Raw genomic sequence first — 17,749 nt, 5'->3', positions numbered from 1 at the left:
GGCACCCGCCGCGAGCTGGCTCCCAAGGAGCAGGACGATGACCGGCTGCACCAGTGAGGACACCCAGGCCCGGCTCACCCGCCGGGCCATCGACCATGCCGGGCTGAGCGCCGGGGAGGTCTGGGTGAACTACTTCGGGCTCACCGGCACCGTCGGCGAGTTCGAGGTCGACGCCTACCTCAACGGCCTGCTGGCCTTGCCTGCGATCCAGCGCGACCTCCTCTCCCACGCCGTGAACGAGCTCCTCCAGGGAACGCCCGGGGCGCTCAGGGCGCCCTACAGCCGAACCCCCGGGGGAGAATGTCCTCCCACCTGGCGCGAGGGACCCGAGGACGGATGAGCCGCCGGGCCGCAGACGCGGGCGGACACCGAACCTGAGACCGGTGTGTGAGAGGGGTCAGGCGGCAACGACGTGGCTGCCCTCATGATCCGGGGCATCCCGGTCTGGCCCTGAGAGGGCCGTCCCGGGTCGGGTTCTGGGGCCGGCCCCGGTCCGGGGTCGCGGGGCGGCTGTCGCACGTGGAGGGAGCCAGCCGAGTGAGGGGGGGTCTACGCACTCTCACCTGCTGGTGTACATGTGCAGAAGTCCCTCTGAATGGAGTCGGTGCGCCTCAGGCCTCGCAGTGAGCAGCAGGGGGCATCGCCGTCGGCCCCGGAGGTCGTTCATATCATTGGGGTCACCTCGGGCGGGTCGGCCTGCGCGGGAGGCGCGAGGACGGGTGCCGGGGCGGCCGCGGACCCCGCCGTCGGGGCGAGGGCAGGCTTGATGTTCTGGTTGACGTGGAAGAAGTTGTCGGGGTCGTACTTGGCCTTGATCCGGGACAGGCGGGCGTAGTTGGCCGCGTAGTTCTCGGCGATGCGCGCCTGGTCGTCGGCATCCTGGAAGTTGATGTAGCCGCCCCGCTCCGAGTATTCGTGCAGGGCGGCCCAGTAGTCCCGCACGCTGGCGATGTTCCTCGCGTTGTCCGCAGCGTCGGGCCACTGCCCGGCGATCACCGGCGCGAACCTGACGTTCCGGTACGGGAAGGCCGTCCCGTCCGGCGCGACGCGGTGGACGGCGCCGTCGATCGGGTAGAAGTGGTTGGCCGAGTGGACCGTGGGGATGTCCGGGGCGTGCTCGACGGCGACGCGGAGGGCGTCGTCGCTGAGTGCCTTCAGGAAGTCGGCCTTCCAGTACCCCTGGAGCCCCGGGACCCCGTTGAGCTCGTCGAACATGATGTTCAGCGCGGGGTACGGAAGAGGTGCGAACATCGAGCCCAGCACAGGCCCGGCCTCGACGATGGGCTGCCAGTGCGCCGGAGCGGCGTCAATGTCCCCGGTCCACATGCCGGCGACGACGGCGACGGGCCTGCCGTGCCATTCCTCGGGCAGGAACGGGACGGGCGGGCCCTGGTGGAACCCGAAGAACGCGCCCATCTCCTCCGGCTCGGCGGCGAGCCAGTCGCGGTACACCGATCCCACCTGGACCCCGAGGGCGGCATCGAAGAGGACGATGCCCACGTGGACCATGTCCACCGGGTGGAGCCGGAACTCGAAGGAGGTCACGACCCCGAAGTTCCCGCTGCCGCCGCGCAGCGCCCAGAAGAGGTCCACGTTCTCGGCATTGCTTGCCTTGACGAACGTCCCGTCGGCCAGGACGACGTCGGCGGAGACCAGGTTGTCGCACGCGAGGCCGTACTTGCGTGCCAGATACCCTATCCCGCCGCCGAGGGTGAGCCCGGCGACCCCGGTGGAGCCGATGATGCCGCCCGTGCTCGCGAGGCCGAAGGCATGGGTGGCGTGGTTGTAGTCCGCCCACGTGGCCCCGGCCCCGGCCACGGCCGTCCGCTCGACCGGGTCGACCCGGACCGCGCGCAGGGCCGAGAAGTCCAGGACAAGCCCGTCCTCGACCGTGCCGAAGCCGGGGGCGCTGTGCGCCCCGCCACGGAGGGCGACGTCGATCCCGAGCCCCCGGGCGAAGCGGACGGCCGCCATGACGTCGGCGACCTGGGACACGCGAAGGATTGCAGCGGGACGGCGGTCGACCATTCCGTTGAAGACGCGACGCGCCGAGTCGTACTCGGGATCGCCTTCCTCGATGACCTGCCCGCGAACCTGCTCGCGCAGGACATCGAAACGTTCGGTAGCCATGACGGACTCCAGATTGCTCAGCGCGAGACCAGATGGCAGGCCGACCCGGTGCCCAGCTCAGGGCGCGCCCAATGACACCTTCGGTCTACGCGGGAGTGCGCAGGAGGTCAAGCACAGGGGTCTCGGTCCTTCAGTCCTGAGATCAGGCCTGTTCTCTTCTTGACATCGGCCCGGACCCTGCATGGATGCCCGGGCTCCCGACCGGTCGTGGCCGGCCTGACCCAGCGGGGGCGCGCCACGATTGGGCGCTCTGGCACCCCGAGGGCTCGGAGGCCGTCGGAGCCGGTCCGGAGCAAGGGCGGCCTCCTCGACCAGGCCCAGCATGCTTCCGGGCGGCGGGTGATTCTGTCGATTCAAGGCGAGGACCACTTTGGCAATCCAGGCCAGGACCACCTGATTGCGCGGGGGCGATCACGATGGGGACGACAACGGCGGCCCGGGCGACGGCGACGGCAACCGGTAGCACCCGTCCCTTGGCGGCCCTCGCCGCAGCCTTGGCCCTGTTGCTGCTCTCGGGCTGCGCCGTCCCGGCGCTGCCCGCCGCCGCCCCGGCCACGAGTCCGAGGGCGGCAAAGTCCCTTCTCCTGGTTCCGTACGGGGCCGCGCCCGCGGGATGGGCGAGCTTGGAGCTTCCCGACCGGACCGCGGTGCTCTCGCTCCCGCCTGGGGCGCGGCCCGTGCAAGGCGACCCGGGGAGCCTCTCCGCGCAGGTCACCTCCCCGGCGGCGACCTCGTGGCCTACTTTAACTCGACGCCTCAGCAGGGCGGGGAGACGCTGGCCGGCTGGGCGGGATTCCGCCTCGCCCACCTCGCGGAGGAGAACGGCGGACCCGCCACCGCCCTAGGCGCCCTGACCGGGATGGCCTTCCGCGACGGCACCGGCTCGTGCGTCGGGGACACCTACCTCACCCGCACCTCCCGCCGGTACCGTGAGATCGCCTGCCTCGTCCAGGGTACGCTCGGCGGCGGCTTCAGAACTTGTCGGGAGAGTCGATGGACTCCCCTACGGTGATCTCGGGGGCCCTGTTGGGATCTCCGCCGTCCGAGCCAATGAACTCCCTCATCTCGGGGGTACCGAAGAAGCCCTGGAACGCGTCCGCGGACTCCCATTCGTCGTTGACGAGGACGAAGCCGTCCCCGAGGGCGAAACGGTGGCTCAGGGCCCCATTCTCCTTGCCCTGCTTTGCAATCCTGCGGTAGTCGTCGGCTCTATCCTCGAGCGACTTCCTGAAGGCTCCCGTGTCCCCGAAGACCTTGACCGCGACGATGACAGACATGGCGATTGACCTCCTGCTGCTTAAGAGACCGCTGCCGATGGTAGGAACCCGTGTGGAGGCCCGCAATAGCGCAGCGCCCCCTCATCGAAGGACAACAGAGATGTTGAGCCAGACGTGAGTGTGCAGGGCAGACGCCCCTGCACCCTCGCGAGCCGGTCCAGTCAGGGCCCGACGGAAACCCGCTGAACCGCACAGGGATTATGGAGAGATCGATGACCCGGAAGGATTTCTCTCACCATCCGCCAGACCCGCCCGCCCTGGAACCTCGACGTGGTCACCATCGACCCCGAAGCAGTGCCGTGGAGAGCTCGGAACCTCGTTCGCGCTCGACCTCGAGGCCCCGGAGACGACGAGCCAGCTCTCCGCTGCGCAGCACATCATCGCCGGGATCAACGCGGGCTTCTTCGTCTTCCGCACGGCTGCCGGCGCCCCCGGCGACCTGGCCGGCCGCTGCGGCCTTGCCCGCAGCGGTCGGGCTCTCCGGAGACTGGGCCGCACACGGAGTTCGGCGTGTACCTGAAGCTGACCGATGTCGCCATGCCGATGATGCTGACAGGCCTCAACGCCCGGGATGCCAAGGCGGGAACCGCTCTGGCCAACCCCTGGTCGACTCGTATCGGAGCCAGCATCCGGCTGCGGCTCGACCGCGCCGTATCGCGCGCAACGGACCGGTGATGGAGGGTCTTCGCGTCCTGACCGCTCTAGACCCGCGGTATCTGACCGCGCTGGCGGCCGGGCGTCGCCCTGGTGTGGGCGACGAGAGTGGAACTCCGGTTCCTTGACTCTTCAGAAGAGGCCTACTCGGGTATCGCGCCGACGATTCCCGGGACGTACCTTGATCTCATCGGGGCAGGAACGCGTCGGAGCGGAAGACCGGCTGGGGAACACCGCATCATTCCAGGGCCGTCCGCGCTGCAGCGCGCGCTGGCCCATTCTTGCAGGCGAATCGAGGCAGCCATGCCCACCATCGAAGAGTCCGTCGTCATCGCCGCGCCACCGGAGCGCGTGTATGACTACCTGCTCGACCCAGCCAGCTTCGCGCAGTTCAGCGGAAGCATCATCTACGCCGAACTCGAAGGCGAGGGGCCCGTCCGGACCGGATCCCGCATCAGGGGAGCGACCAAGGTGCTCGGGCGCACCGTCGAATGGGTGGTCGAGTACACCGACCTCGACCGGCCCAACAAGCTCGCGACCCGCTCCGTGGAGGGCCGGATCGAGCTGTCCACCGCGTACATGATGGCGCCCCAGGGCGAGGGGACCCACCTGACCTACCGCCTCGAGACAGCGGCCGGGCTCGGCGGCATGTTCGGCAAGCTCGCCGACGCCCTCGTGAACAAGGTCTACGAGCGCCAGGTCCGCGCCGACCTCGCCACCCTCGCCGAGATCCTCACCGAGCACTGACCGGACGGCATCGACCTCAACGAGCCACTGCCCCCGGTGACGACCGTCTCGGAGGTGGCCAGAGCCAAGGCCACTGTCAACGGCCAGTTGGTTTTCCCCGTGGACGGCCAGTTGTTCTCCCCGGTGGCGGCCATCTTTCCTCCCCACGTATGGCCAGTTGATTCCCCGGTTCGGGTTTGGACTGTCTGTCGGGTCAGCGGAAGGGCGTCACCCCCTTGCCGGAGGCGGCTTGGGCGAGGCGGTAGGACTCGCCCTTGGTCTCGACCCGGTGGGCGTGGTGCATGAACCTGTCCACCGTCGCGGTCGCGATGGTCTTGGGCATGATCTCGTCGAATCCGGCCGGGGCGAGGTTCGAGCTGACCGCCATCGCCCGGCGCTCGTAGGCGGCGTCCACGAGGCGGTAGAACCCCTCGGCGGCGTCTGGGGAGACCGGGAGCAGGCCTATGTCGTCCACGATGATCAGATCGCTGCGCACGACCCTGGTCAGGGCCCGGGCGATGGAGTCGTCGGCGCGGTGCTTGCGCACCAGGGCGCCGAGATCCTCGATCCCGAACCAGGACACGATCATCCCGGCCTCGACTGCCGCGTGGCCGAGCGCCTCGCAGAAGTGCGACTTCCCAGTCCCCGACGGCCCGTAGATCGCGAGATTCTCCCGCCGGCGGACCCATTCGAGGGACTTGAGTGCTTCCTGGGTCGGGCGCGGGATCGGGGAGAGCTCCTCGTCCCAGTCGCCGAAGGTCTTCCCTGCCGGGAAGCCGGCGGATTTGCGGCGGGTGATCAGGTTGGCGCGGTCGCGGCCGGCGACTTCCTCCGCGAGCAGGACCCGCACGAGCTCGGCCGGGTCCCAGCGCTGGGCCTTCGCCGTGGGGATCAGGTTCGTGAGCGCCTTGCGCATGTGGGGCAGCTTCAGCCGGCGGGTCAGCTCCAGGGCCTCGGCCAGCGGGTCGCCGTGGGCGCGGGCGACCACGGTCTGCATCGTTGTGATCGTCACCGGCCCTCCTCCTCGCCCGTCATGTCGGCGGCGGCGGGCTCTGAGCCATCGAGGCGGCCCCAGCCGCCCGTGCCCGGCTGGAGGGAATGGGCCTCGGAGGCCCGGGAGGGCTCCACGTGGGCGAGCCCGGCCTGGTAGCCCAGGATCGAGACCAGGTCCCTGTCGGCGAACCTGCCCGTCGTCGCGGCCGTGCCCAGGGCCCGGTCGACCTGGTCGGTGCCGTAGAGCTTGGCGAACGCGACGGCCTCGGCCATCTTCGCCCGGATCCGCCTGGCTCCCGCGGCGGCGGCCTCGACCAGCCACGCCTTGGCACCCGCGCCGAGCATCAGGAACGCTGCCTCCTCCGGGGTGGTCGCCCTGGGCTGGCGGTCCGCGGCCTCATCCGCCCGGGGCGGGTAGTGCGCGTCGTCCAGGACTGGGGTCCCGGGACGCCCGGTCGCATGCCGGGCCACCTCGCGGGCCTCCCCGCGCTCGGCCACGGAGGTGACGATGACCTCCTCGCCCGCCTCGCGCACCCAGACCCTGGTGTTGGCCAGCTCGTGCGGGACCGAGTACCGGACCCCGTTCATCGACACGGTCGCGTCCCAGTTCACCCGGCGGGTGGTCCCGAACACCACCGTGAACGGCGCCTTCGGAAGCAGATGCAGCCGCTCCCGCTCCGCAGCGAGCATCGCCGCCGGCGCCTGCCGTGTCTCCCGGTGCGGGCGGGCGTTGACCTCGTCGCAGAAATCGTGGCACGCCTTCTCCAACTGCCCGAAGGTGCGGTACTCCTCGAGCAGGTTCGCCGCCGTGGGCACCAGATCCGCCTTCGAGATCCGCACCGTGGACTCCGAGCCGCCCTTGGACTGCGGGTCGGCGGGAACGCAGGTGCGCACGGTCATCCCGTAGTGGCGGCCCATCTCCACGATCTGCGGGTTGCGCACCGCGACCCTGGCGATGTGGTCGGCGGTCACGGTGCGCTCGTTGTCGGTCAGCGCGAACGCCGGGACCCCGCCCATCCTGCGCAGCGTGGCATCCATGCACGCCACGACCGTCGGCAGGCTCTTGTCCCAGATCGGGATCACGACGCGGAACCGCGACCACGCCAGCCACGCGCACCACAGCAGCGTCGCCCGGCCCCCGATCCTCGGCCCCCATCCGTAGTCCCACTGCAGCCACAGCCCAGGCTCGACGATCCAGGGGCGGAACACGCGCCGCCGCCCCGCCGCGAACTGCGCCTTGGCCTCCGCGACCGTGCGCCTCGTGGTCCTCTCCGCGCCGGTGAACCCCATCGCGACCAGCCGCTCATGGACCACATCCGCCCGGACCCGGCCTCCCGAGCGCTCGACGAGTTCTTCGATCTTCGGCAGGAACCCGTCGATCGGCCTGGCCCGCTGCCCCTTCTCGCGATCCGGCCCTCCGGCAGCCCGCAGCTTCACATACCTGGCCACCGTGTGATGGTCACACCCCGCGAGCTCCGCTGCGGCACGGTAGCTGCCGGTGAGGTCATACGCCTCAAGAATCTCCATGATCTCCTCGTTGCTCTTCATCCGCGATCATCACCACGACCGGCGGAAGGAATCCCGCACCCGGGGAGAACAACTGGCCGTGGACGGGGAGAAAGAACTGGCCGTCAGCGGGGAACTATCTGGCCGCCAATGGGGAGAATCTCATGGCCGCTGACAGGCCACCGCCTGAACCAGCGCAGCTGGCCCGGGCTGTCTTGGGGTCTGTCTGCGTACCCGAGGTGACGGGACGCGTTCGGGACCTGACAACCAGAGGAGAGGAGATGAGCAGTGATGGCAGACGCATACGCCTCTGGGAGGTGGCATGTCCAGCCAGGCAAGGAAGAGGAGTTCATCGCCCGGTGGAGGGAGTTCCTCGAGTGGACCCAGCAGCATCACCCGGCGATGGTCGACTCCAGCCTTCTGCAGGAGGTGACGACTTCCACGGAGTTCGTGTCGTTCTCCGAGTGGAAGGACGCCGAGTCGCGGGACCAATGGAAGCGCGACCCGGGGTTCGCCGAGAAGATCGGCGCGTGCCGGGAGCTGTGCGAGCGCATGGTCGGGAAGGACTACGCGCGCGTAGTCCGCATCCCATGACCCGATGCCGGAGGGAGACGGCCTCTTGACGGCTAAGAGACCGTCGTCTCCTGAGGTCCGGGCGCTTTCCCGGCGCCACCGAGCTCGAAGCGGCGGATGGGCTAGTAGACCTCGACGTCGGACCCGAAGAACACCAGGTGGTTCCAGTCGTCGGGGACAGGCTGTACAGGCCGCACTCGCAGCGCTTCGAGCCATTGGACCAGCTGGCTGGGGCAGTCCAGGTCGAAGGCCGCACCGCTACCCCTGCCAGCCGCGGCGAACTCTGCCCTGACCTCCTCGGGACGGCAGACGACCGCCTTCCACCGAGCCCGGCCGGTGCGCCTGGCACACCGGACCTCGAACCAGAGCCGCTCCCCCGGAGCCAGCTCCCGGGCAGCCTTTTCGATGCGGTCCCGCTGGCCTTCTGCTCCCTGCCTGTCGATCAAGTCAATCCTCCCTAGCCCGATTCAATCACCCACGCGGGCGAAGGCCTCGATCCGAGTGGCCCCGTGCATGGCCAGGCCGGCCGTGGCGGACCATCCGGTACGCAGAAGTGCGTATTCCACGACGCAGGTCGGGGACGTATTTTCAGTACACAGGGAGGGGCATTCGCGATGACATCGATGGCGCGAACAGCAGGCGCCCTTCTTCTCGCGCTCCTGCTCACAGGATGCCAGTATTCGGGCTCGACCTCGTCATCCACGCCGGGCCCGACTCTTTCTCCCGCGATCGCTCCCCTCGATGAGCAGGCACGGCTCTTCATCGGCAGCGGTGCCGTCTCCGCCGTCGTCCAAGTGGAGTGGCCCGGCGGCCAGTGGTCGCACGCCTACGGCGTGCGGGACCTCGCGACCAAGGACCCGGCCCAGCCGGTGGACCGGGTGTCGGTGGGCAGCGTTACTGAGACGTTCACCGCGGTCACGGTGCTCAAGCTCGTCGACGACCGACTCATCGGCCTCGACGACCCGGTCAACAGCCTCATCCCCGGATTCGAGGCAGAACTGCACCCGCCCGGGCCGATCACCGTCCGGGAGCTTCTCGGCCAGACCTCCGGCATCCCCAGCTACATCCCGGCCTCGATGGGCGGCGTCGACTTCCGCCCCGCCCTCGCCCAGCCGCTGACGCTCGAGCAGGCCCTCCGCGACGCCGGTGGCCAGCCATGGCCCGCGAGCGGCGTCGGCCAGTTCCAATGGGACGAGACCAACTACATCGCCCTGGGCCTGCTCGTCCAGACGCTGCGGAAGAAGCCCTTCCCCGACGTGCTCAACGAGGAGGTCATCGCCCCGCTCGGCCTGGCGCACACGTCCACGGCCCCGCTCGACCTGTCGCAGAAGGACATCCTCCACGGGTACATGACGCTGCACGGCCAGAGGATCGACACCACCGACAACATCCACCAGGCCGGCTCCTCCAGCGAAGGCATCATCTCCACCGCGGCCGACGTGAACACCTTCCTCGGTGCCCTCTTCGGCGGCCGGCTTCTCTCACCCACCTCGGTGGCGGCGATGGAGAAGGGTGCCTCGCCCGCGCCCTACGCCCTCGGGATCTGGAAGGGCCCACAGGGCTGCACGAGCAGCGGATCCTTCCACCTAGCGGGCAACCAGGAGGACGCCCTCACGTCGGGGGTCTCCAGCAGCGACGGGAAGTACACGGCAACCATGGCCGTCATCCCGCCCCCGCTGCCGGGAACCCCGGAAGACCCAAGCGGCGACCGGCAGCGCAGCTCGATCGGCGAGCAGATGCAGTCCGCGCTCAGCGAGACGGTCAACAGCCTCTGCGGTATCCATTGACTCCAGCCGCAACCACTCCCAATATCCGTTGGGGTCCTCATCAGAAAGGCCGTGATGGCTATGGCCAAGAACCCGTCCGGGCACAGGCAGCACGAAGCCAAGGAGCGCGGGAAGCGCCACGGCCTGCATCTGGCCGAATGGCTCAAGCGCGAGGAATCCGGAGTCACGGGAGGGTCGAGCGGGATCTTCTTCGCCTCCCACGACCAGCCCCTCCCGCCCGAGCGCACCTGCATCCAGGGGCACGAGATCCCGCCCGGGCAGGACCGCTGCTCGCACGGGCACCCCGTCGGCTGAGCCCTCTCTGCCCGATCCCAGAGGTACGTGGCTGGTCTGGAGGATGACGTGGTCCTTGAAGCGGACTATCTGATCGTCGGCAGCGGAGCCGTGGGCCTGGCGTTCGCCGACGTGCTCATCCACGAGACCGACTCCACGGTCGCCCTCGTGGACCGCCACCACGCCCCGGGCGGACACTGGAACGACGCCTACCCCTTCGTCCGGCTGCACCAGCCGTCCGCGACCTACGGGGTCAACTCCCTCAGCCTCGGCGACGGCGGACGCGACACCACACCCTGGAACCTGGGGATGTGCCGCCGCGACAGCAGCGCCACGATCCTGTCCTACTACGAGCAGCTGATGACAGGCTTCCTCGCCACGGGACGCGTCCGCTACTTCCCCCTGACCGACTACCAGGGCGACTACGACCAGGCGCAACGCCTGGTGTCCCTGCTCGACGGGCGGGCCTCCGAGCTGCGAGTCAGGGAGAGGACGGTCGACACCTCGTACCTCGGCACGGAGGTCCCCTCGACCCACCCGCCGAAGTACGAGGTCGCAGAAGGCGTGCGGTGCATTCCGCCCAACCTGCTCCCCCGGCAGGCGCGCCCGCCGAGCGGCTACGTGGTGATCGGGGCCGGGAAGACCGGAATCGACGTGTGCCTCTGGCTCCTGCAGAACGGCGTCGCCCCCGGCATGATCAGCTGGATCGTCCCGCGCGACCCGTGGCTGCAGAACCGGGCGAAGCTGCAGCCGGCCGAGGAGTTCTTCGAGCAGACCTTCACCGCCTTCGCAGTCCAGGTCGAGATCGCCGCCACCGCGACCACTGTCGAGGATCTCTTCGCCCGCCTCGAGGCCGCAGGGCAGCTCCTGCGGCTGGACCCCGCCGTGGACCCGGGCATGTACCACGGCGCGACCGTCTCCGAAGCCGAGCTGGCCGCCCTCCGGCAGATCCGCAGCGTCATCCGCATGGGCCGGGTCCAGCGCCTCGAACCCGACCGCATCGTCCTGGACGACGGCACTGTCGGATCGGACCCGCGCCGCCTCTACATCGACTGCTCCGCCCGGGGCGTCGCATTCCGCCCGGCCTTGCCCGTCTTCGAAGGGCGGAAGATCACCCCGCAGATGGTGCGCCCGCTCCAACCCGTGTTCAGCAGCGCCCTTATCGCCCACATCGAGGCCACCGTCGCTGACGAGGCGGAGAAGAACGAGCTCTGCGCACCGTTCGCCATGACAGACCAGCCGCGCGACTGGCTCAGCGCAATGCTGTTCAGCCTGGCAGCACAGGCCCGCTGGAGGCAGAACCCCGATCTGAGGGAATGGCTCGTCCACTCCAGGCTCGACACCTTCTCCGGCCTGGCCCGGAACGTCAGCCCGACAGACGACGCGAGGCTTGCCCTCCTCCACAGGTACGGGACAGCCGCATCGGCCGCACCGGCGAACCTCCAGCGCCTGATCGCCGCCGCGATGCCCGTGGGATAGGGCGCGAGCCCCCCCCCGCCTTGTCCACCCTCCGGCACTGCGGCCCGCGGACTGAGCCGCACGAGCCTGACTTGGGGGGAATTATGGGTAGACTCGGGAGCCATCATCGGCCTTACGTCCGTCACGGATACGGCAGGAGCAGGGGCACCCGTACCCAGCGGACGCTCCTGAACGACCCGTCCCCCGAAGCAGGTCAACAGCGGATCCAGAACGGGAAGAACCTCTTCGGGCCCGGCTGCGCGACGTGGTTTGTCATCTTCGTAGCCCTGTTTGTGTTCTTCGCCTTCGTCGCGCATTGACGGTTGAGGTGAGGCGGGGAGGCCCGGGCTTCGTCGGCCGGGCCTCACAGCAGGGGAAAAGATGCCTCCGCGCCTTGCACACCAACAGCTCGATGGCTAACTCCTGCAGCGCCGGCGAAACGCTCGCGCCCCTCGGCCCGACGGACCGGTTTGACGGGACCGGGGTCGAGATAGAAGAGCTCAGTCGTTCGGGGTGAGCTGTGCCCTGCAAGTAGTGCAGCAGCCTGCGCGTCTACCGCGTTTGCCACTGCTGTCAGAGCCGTAGTGCGAAGCTTGTGCGGCGTGGCCCAGTCCGGGTCGACACGCAGGCCTGCTTCTTCTTTGGCCATCCGGAACTGCCTGCGTATATTCGACGGCCGCTGCCAAGTACCCGTCCGAGTGACGAAAACTGCTTCGATCGGATTCAGGAGTGGGCTTTGGAGGCGTCGCCGCGTCAGCACGTCGAGAACGAAAGATGGGGCCTCGAGTATTAGCTCGTCTTTGTCCTTCCCCGAATTGCGCCAGTCCTGGCGGAAAAACTCGCTTGAGATGGGCGTTCCGTCCTCCAGCTTGTAGGCAGCTTGGTCCACGAGAGTGCCGCGAACGTGCACAAGCCCTTCATTCAGGTCGACGTCTCGCCAGCGCAGAGCGAGCGCCTCGCCGATGCGCACGCCAAGGCCGAGCATTACGAGCAGCGTGTCTACGAGCACCTCAGAGCGTGCTGGCCCATGATTCGGGCCACCCTCCTACCAGTCCCGTGCAGCTGTGACAAGGGCGAGGAGTTCAGCGTCGGAAAGAGCCCGAGGCCTCCGGCGGGCCTTCCGCGGTGCTGTGCAGGAGAGTACCGGGTTGAAGGGGACCAAGTCGTGCAGAACGGCGCGGTCGAGTGCCTGCTTCACGATCGTCAGGGTCCGCTTCGACTCGGCGAAGCCGTGACCGTCGGCTACGATCCGGTCGAGGACGGCCTGGACCTTTCCTGCCGTCAGATCGGCGATCGCGACATCGCCCTACCGCGGCTCGACACTCCGGTGGATCGTCCGGGCGTAGAGGGAGAGGGGCTGCGGCGACGCTGGCCGCCGCGAGTCGACATCGTGGCTCGGCTTGGACCGCCACCACTCCCAGACAGCCTGCTTGACGGTCACCAGGTGCGCTCGGAGGCGCTTGGGCCGCCACCTCCAGTGCCTCCAGCTTGGCGACCACCGCTGCCCGGGCTTCCCCTTTGGTTGCTCGCCATGCAGAAACCGCGTGGCGTTCCCCCCTTTTCGTCACGTCGGTAGACTCTGGCGCGGTAAAGGCCCTTGGCGTTCTTCTTTGTGCTGACCGCGATCTCGCCGTACTGTCCCGGCTCCAGTTTGGGGCGGGCCATCAGGCGGCCCTCCCGCGTCCCGAGTAGGCCCACTCCTGAAGCGCGCTCCACTCGTAACGTGACCGAACCGCACGGGAACCGGACACAGGCCGGTCCGCGCCCGAGCGCACGGAGGTTGGCCAGGCGCTTTACCGACAGCCCGAGGTAGGCCGCAGCCTCAACCCGCGTCAGCAAGACCTCGGGCAGATCATCACGCCGGAGCGGGCCGGCTCCCTGATTCGCTTCCATGCACCTCGCCATGCGTAGGCTGGACGAGGTCGGCCGTCGTCGATGGCTGCACCGCGATGCTGAAAGTAGATCAATTTGTGGGTCCCACGCCCGTTGAGACACGAAAAAACCCCTTCCTAATCCGCGTTTCCGCAGGTCAGGAAGGGGTTGCCGTGCGCCCCCCGGGACTCGAACCCGGAACCCATTGATTAAGAGTCAATTGCTCTGCCAATTGAGCTAGAGGCGCAGTTTCGTCAGCGGGATCTTCGCATGCCCTGAACCGCCTTACGACGTTCTTGGACCCTCGCGGCGTCCCCCGCAACGACATGAGACTTTACACGGTTCGGGGTCAAGAGTGAAATCGCGAACGAGCACGAGGCAGGTGTCGTCAATCACGTCTGCTGGCTCGTCTGGAGCGGGGCGCCCATCTCACGGCTACGCTTTCGGCATGAGCACTCCCCCATCCTCACAGCGGCTTGTCCCGGGCGATCTCGCCCCCGACTTCACGCTGCCCGATTCCACGGGCGGCACGACGTCCCTCGTGGACCTCCGGGGCCGCAAGACCGTCCTGTACTTCTACCCTCAGGCAGCGACGCCAGCGTGCACCCAGGAGGCATGTGATTTCCGCGACAGCCTTGCTTCGCTCGGAGCTGCGGGCTACGCCGTCGTCGGGATCTCGCCCGACCCGGCTCCCGCCGTCGTGAAATTCGCGGAGGCCCAGCATCTCGGCTTCCCCCTGCTGGCAGACGAAGGGCACAGAGTCGCGGAGCTGTACGCCACGTGGGGTGAGAAGAAGAACTACGGACGGACCTATGAAGGCCTCATCCGCAGCACGTTTGTCCTCAATGAGGACGGCCGGATCGAGCTAGCCCAGTACAACGTGCGGGCCAAGGGACACGTCGCCAAACTCCGGCGCGACCTCGGTCTGGAATGACCCGACTGCCGCCTGAACGGGTTGACTGGGGACGCCCGCTAGACTGACAGACGCCCCGCCCGATTCGGCGCGGGTTCCGCGCGAGTGGTGGAATTGGCAGACACGCAGGATTTAGGTTCCTGTGTCTTCGGACGTGAGGGTTCAAGTCCCTCCTCGCGCACCACCTTCGGCATGAGCATGAGTCCGGCCGTGCGGGTCGAGACCTGGGAACGGATGCCGGCACGCGGCGGGAAAGGCGTAGGAGTGGCGCGAGGCATCAGGCGCAGGGATCTGCTTCAAGCAGCGGCAGTTACGGCGTTATTGGCAGGTTGCACCCCTTCTCCACAGCCGAAGCCGACTCCTACAGCAAGCGCCGCCGCCGCCCCGAACCAGAGCTTCACGTTCGGAACTCCGGCCTCCCCCATCGGCCTTGACCCTGCCCTGACTGCCGACATCGAATCGTGGCGTGTCACCCGGCAAGTCCTCGAAGGCCTCTTGACGACGGACCCCGAGACCGGAGCGCCCTCGCCCGCTCTCGCAACCCAGTGGACGCAGAGTTCGGACCTCCTCTCCTACACGTTCACCCTGCGACAGGGCGTGCGGTTCCATGACGGGACCCCGTTCACCGCGGCTGCCGTCAAAACGAACTTCGACCGGTGGTTCAATTTCTCCCCCACGCTCCGGGCCGCTCGGGGAGTCCTTCCGTTCACGGCAGCCTTCCAAGCCCATTCGGACGCACCGCAGCTTTCGCTCTACAAGGGCTGCACGGTCCTCGGCGACTATCTGGTGCGCCTTGACCTCACGTCGCCGCTCACCGGGCTGCTCCAAGCGCTCACGGCCCCCGCCTTCGCCATTTCATCGCCCACCGCGCTCAAGGCCGGATCGGCCGACGTCGAGGACCAGCCCTCGGCCGGGACGAGGATCTCGCGCTACGCCCAGCACCCCGTCGGCACCGGACCCTTCCGCTTCAAAGAGTGGACCTCGGATCGCGTGCTGCTCGAGGCGTCGCCCGACTACTGGGGGACCCGAGGCCAGATCGAACAGCTCGCCCTCGTCGTGTACGACCAAGCCCAAAACCGGCTCGACGCACTCGTAGAAGGCACCATCGACGGGTACGACGCCGTGACCCTGGACAACATCGAGACCCTCGTCCGCAAGGGCCTCCAAGTCGTCCGGCGCGACCCGTTCTCGGTCATGTACCTCGGCATGAACCAGTCCGTGCCGATCCTCCAGAATGAGAGCGTGCGTCTGGCGATCGCCTCGGCGATCAACAAGAACTCCCTGATCACCCCCATCTTCCTCGAGGACACGAAGCCCGCAGCCCAATTCCTCCCGCCGAAGCTCAACGGGTTCAACCAAGCGGGTGGCTTCCCCTCCTTCGACCCGGAGAAGTCGAAGCGGCTCATTGCACAGTCGGGCTACCGTGGCGAGCCGCTCAAGTTCTACTACCCCCTCGACGTCACTCACCTGGTCCTGCCGTCGCCGGAGAAGGTCTACGCCGAGCTGAGCGCCCAGCTCACGCTTGTGGGCCTCAACATCCAGCCGGTTCCGATCGCGTGGTCGGATGGCTATCTGGAGCGGGTGACCACCCCCGGCGATCATGCGTTCCACCTTCTTGGCCGCTATGGGACCTACGCCGATCCCGACGACTTCCTGGCCTCGCTCTTCGGCTCCAAGAACGGCGAGTTCGGCTTCTTCGACGCCCAGCTCTTCAGCAAGCTCGGACGCGCCCGTGGCCTGCCCGACGGCAACGACCGCACGGCGGCGTACCAGAACATCAACGCGCAGCTCGCGAGCACTGCTCCCGCGATCCCGATTGCCTTCCCGATCTCGGCCGTCGCCGTCTCCAGCCGCATCAACACCTACCCGACGTCACCAGTGCTCAACGAGACGTTCAACCATGTCGTCCTCACTTCCTAGCGCTCGACCCAGTGCGACCAGCGAGAATTCGCCGCACCGAAAAAAATGAGCAGGAACCCCTTGACGCACAGGCACGCAAGGATTTAGAGAACGACCCCGCCGAGGGATATTCTGCCTGTGGTCCATACGCGCAGGGAGAGTCAGTGACCTTCATATCCACCACCCGGTCCGCCGATGTCGTCTTGATCGGCGGGGGCATCATGAGCGCGACCCTCGGGGCGTTCATCAAGAAACTTGAACCGGCTTGGAACGTCGTGCTCTTCGAGCGCCTTCCGGCCGTTGGACTCGAGAGCTCGGGTCCGTGGAACAACGCAGGCACGGGGCACGCCGCCTTCTGCGAGCTCAACTACACGCCGCAGGCCAAAGACGGCTCCATCAGCCCCGCGAAGGCGCTGGGCATCAACGAGGGCTTCCAGCTCTCGCGCCAGTTCTGGTCCCATCTGGTCCGTCAGGGTGACATCGGAGATCCGACGCGCTTCATCCACACCGTCCCGCATATGAGCTTCGTCATCGGCGACGCACACGCGGACTATCTCAAGAAGCGCTTCGAGGCCCTCCATCCCAACCCGCTGTTCAGCGAGATGGAGTTCAGCGAGGACCCTTCACAGATCGAGGAATGGGCGCCCCTTGTCATGGAGGGGCGCGGCGCAGGCCGCGTCGCCGCCAACCGCGTCGCCTCCGGCACCGATGTCGACTTCGGAACCCTGAGCCGCGAGCTCGTCGGATTCCTGGGCGCCAACGGTGTCGAGGTCAACTACGGAACGGACGTGACCGACGTCGCCCGTTCTCGCGGGGGCTGGGACATCGCCACCAAGCACACTGCCTCGGGTGAGCGCGGTCGCATTCATGCCAAGTTCGTGTTCATCGGCGCCGGCGGTGGCGCCCTCCACCTCCTGCAGGCCTCGGGCATCCCGGAGAGCAAGGGCTACGGCGGATTCCCCGTCTCGGGCAAGTTCTTCCGGTGCACGGACGAATCGGTCACGACCCGTCACAACGCCAAGGTTTACGGCCAGGCCTCGGTGGGCGCTCCCCCGATGTCGGTTCCGCACCTCGACACCCGGTACGTCGAGGGCAAGCGCTCGCTCCTGTTCGGGCCCTACGCCGGCTTCTCGACGAACTTCCTCAAGAACGGCTCGCTCCTCGATCTGCCGCTTTCGATCCGACTCGGGAACATTGTGCCCATGCTCGCGGTCGCGAAGGACAACATGGATCTCACGGCCTACCTCGTGAAGGAGGTGGCGAAGAGCCACAGCGCCAAGGTCGAGGCGCTGCGCGAGTACTTCCCCCTCGCCGACGGCGACAAGTGGGAGCTCATCACGGCGGGGCAGCGAGTTCAGATCATCAAGAAGGACTCGCAGAAGGGCGGTGTCCTGCAGTTCGGGACCGAGGTCATCACCTCGCGCGACGGGTCGATCGGCGCCCTGCTCGGCGCCTCGCCCGGCGCTTCGACGGCCGTTCCGATTATGCTCGAACTCATGCGGCGGTGCTTCCCCAAGAAGTACCGCGGCTGGGAGGACAAGCTCCGTGAGATGATGCCTGGCTACGGCGTCAAGCTCAACGAAAACCCCGACCTGCTCGCCGAGGTAGCGGCCAATACAGCCGATGCCCTCCAGCTGGCGGCCACCGCCCAGTAGCGCAAAGGCATCTGGCGGCCCGCACCGTACAAC

General features: G+C 67.9%; 17 protein-coding genes and 2 tRNA genes. 12 read left to right on the top strand and 7 right to left on the bottom strand.

Going from position 1 to position 17,749, the window contains the following annotated elements:
• Positions 1-37 precede the first annotated feature (37 nt).
• The gene (locus L0M17_RS07665; protein ID WP_241053327.1) at positions 38-340 is read left to right on the top strand and encodes a hypothetical protein; all 303 of its coding nucleotides are present in this window, start codon (positions 38-40) and stop codon (positions 338-340) included.
• A gap of 323 nt (positions 341-663) precedes the next feature.
• Here the strand turns inward: L0M17_RS07665 and L0M17_RS07660 are convergent, their stop codons facing one another.
• Positions 664-2,130 carry an FAD-binding oxidoreductase gene (locus L0M17_RS07660; protein ID WP_241053324.1) on the bottom strand — a complete coding sequence of 489 codons (1,467 nt, stop codon included), beginning with the start codon at positions 2,128-2,130 and terminating at the stop codon, positions 664-666.
• A 733-nt stretch (positions 2,131-2,863) separates the two neighbouring features.
• Here L0M17_RS07660 and L0M17_RS07655 point away from each other — a divergent pair.
• On the top strand, positions 2,864-3,142 hold the full coding sequence (locus L0M17_RS07655) for a hypothetical protein (protein ID WP_241053323.1): 279 nt from the start codon (positions 2,864-2,866) through the stop codon (positions 3,140-3,142).
• Here L0M17_RS07655 and L0M17_RS07650 read toward each other — a convergent pair.
• A complete protein-coding gene (locus L0M17_RS07650; protein WP_241053322.1) occupies positions 3,102-3,407 on the bottom strand; it encodes an antibiotic biosynthesis monooxygenase family protein in 306 nt (101 codons plus the stop codon). The two genes, L0M17_RS07655 and L0M17_RS07650, sit on opposite strands and share 41 nt — an antisense overlap.
• 510 nt (positions 3,408-3,917) lie before the next feature.
• Between L0M17_RS07650 and L0M17_RS07645 the strand changes: the two genes are divergently transcribed.
• Together L0M17_RS07645 and L0M17_RS07640 are read left to right on the top strand one after the other, a co-directional pair.
• Positions 3,918-4,082, top strand: a complete 165-nt coding sequence (locus L0M17_RS07645) for a hypothetical protein (protein ID WP_241053321.1) — start codon at positions 3,918-3,920, stop codon at positions 4,080-4,082.
• Positions 4,083-4,364: 282 nt separating this feature from the next.
• Positions 4,365-4,808: an SRPBCC family protein gene (locus tag L0M17_RS07640; protein WP_241053320.1), complete on the top strand. Its 444-nt coding sequence runs from the start codon at positions 4,365-4,367 to the stop codon at positions 4,806-4,808.
• 193 nt (positions 4,809-5,001) lie between these two features.
• Here L0M17_RS07640 and istB read toward each other — a convergent pair whose 3' ends face one another.
• Both istB and istA read right to left on the bottom strand, forming a co-directional pair.
• Positions 5,002-5,799, bottom strand: a complete 798-nt coding sequence (gene istB, locus L0M17_RS07635; protein WP_308196827.1) for an IS21-like element helper ATPase IstB — start codon at positions 5,797-5,799, stop codon at positions 5,002-5,004.
• Positions 5,796-7,328, bottom strand: a complete 1,533-nt coding sequence (gene istA, locus L0M17_RS07630) for an IS21 family transposase (RefSeq protein WP_290427274.1) — start codon at positions 7,326-7,328, stop codon at positions 5,796-5,798. The genes istB and istA overlap by 4 nt, the downstream gene beginning before the upstream one ends.
• 249 nt (positions 7,329-7,577) lie before the next feature.
• On the opposite strand from istA, the gene L0M17_RS07625 reads away from it, so the two are divergent.
• On the top strand, positions 7,578-7,880 hold the full coding sequence (locus tag L0M17_RS07625; RefSeq protein WP_241053319.1) for an antibiotic biosynthesis monooxygenase family protein: 303 nt from the start codon (positions 7,578-7,580) through the stop codon (positions 7,878-7,880).
• Between the two features lie 101 nt (positions 7,881-7,981).
• On the opposite strand, the gene L0M17_RS07620 is transcribed toward L0M17_RS07625, so the two are convergent.
• Complete coding sequence (locus L0M17_RS07620) at positions 7,982-8,305, bottom strand: hypothetical protein (RefSeq protein WP_241053316.1); 324 nt, start codon at positions 8,303-8,305, stop codon at positions 7,982-7,984.
• Between the two features lie 177 nt (positions 8,306-8,482).
• On the opposite strand from L0M17_RS07620, the gene L0M17_RS07615 reads away from it, so the two are divergent.
• From L0M17_RS07615 to L0M17_RS07605, 3 genes are read left to right on the top strand one after another with little or no spacing between them, the layout of a single operon-like run.
• Positions 8,483-9,646, top strand: a complete 1,164-nt coding sequence (locus tag L0M17_RS07615) for a serine hydrolase domain-containing protein (protein ID WP_241053315.1) — start codon at positions 8,483-8,485, stop codon at positions 9,644-9,646.
• A gap of 54 nt (positions 9,647-9,700) precedes the next feature.
• Entirely contained in the window at positions 9,701-9,940 is a 240-nt protein-coding gene (locus L0M17_RS07610; protein WP_241053314.1) for a hypothetical protein, read from the top strand.
• Between the two features lie 48 nt (positions 9,941-9,988).
• A complete protein-coding gene (locus L0M17_RS07605) occupies positions 9,989-11,398 on the top strand; it encodes an NAD(P)-binding protein (RefSeq protein WP_241053313.1) in 1,410 nt (469 codons plus the stop codon).
• 343 nt (positions 11,399-11,741) lie between these two features.
• Here the strand turns inward: L0M17_RS07605 and L0M17_RS07600 are convergent, their stop codons facing one another.
• Together L0M17_RS07600 and L0M17_RS07595 are read right to left on the bottom strand one after the other, a co-directional pair.
• Entirely contained in the window at positions 11,742-12,362 is a 621-nt protein-coding gene (locus L0M17_RS07600; RefSeq protein WP_241053312.1) for a tyrosine-type recombinase/integrase, read from the bottom strand.
• A gap of 1,061 nt (positions 12,363-13,423) precedes the next feature.
• Positions 13,424-13,496, bottom strand: a tRNA-Lys gene (locus L0M17_RS07595).
• A gap of 201 nt (positions 13,497-13,697) precedes the next feature.
• Between L0M17_RS07595 and bcp the strand changes: the two genes are divergently transcribed.
• The 4 genes from bcp (at position 13,698) to L0M17_RS07575 (ending at position 17,716) form a co-directional block, all read left to right on the top strand.
• Entirely contained in the window at positions 13,698-14,183 is a 486-nt protein-coding gene (bcp, locus tag L0M17_RS07590; protein ID WP_241053311.1) for a thioredoxin-dependent thiol peroxidase, read from the top strand.
• Between the two features lie 78 nt (positions 14,184-14,261).
• Positions 14,262-14,346, top strand: a tRNA-Leu gene (locus L0M17_RS07585).
• A gap of 311 nt (positions 14,347-14,657) precedes the next feature.
• Complete coding sequence (locus tag L0M17_RS07580) at positions 14,658-16,082, top strand: ABC transporter substrate-binding protein (protein ID WP_308196835.1); 1,425 nt, start codon at positions 14,658-14,660, stop codon at positions 16,080-16,082.
• A gap of 143 nt (positions 16,083-16,225) precedes the next feature.
• Positions 16,226-17,716 carry a malate:quinone oxidoreductase gene (locus L0M17_RS07575; protein WP_241053309.1) on the top strand — a complete coding sequence of 497 codons (1,491 nt, stop codon included), beginning with the start codon at positions 16,226-16,228 and terminating at the stop codon, positions 17,714-17,716.
• Positions 17,717-17,749 lie beyond the last annotated feature (33 nt).

The organism is Sinomonas terrae (assembly GCF_022539255.1).
Lineage (GTDB): Bacteria > Actinomycetota > Actinomycetes > Actinomycetales > Micrococcaceae > Sinomonas > Sinomonas terrae.
The sequence above is the reverse complement of the archived record's forward strand: the minus strand, read 5'-3'. Positions and strand labels throughout refer to the sequence as shown.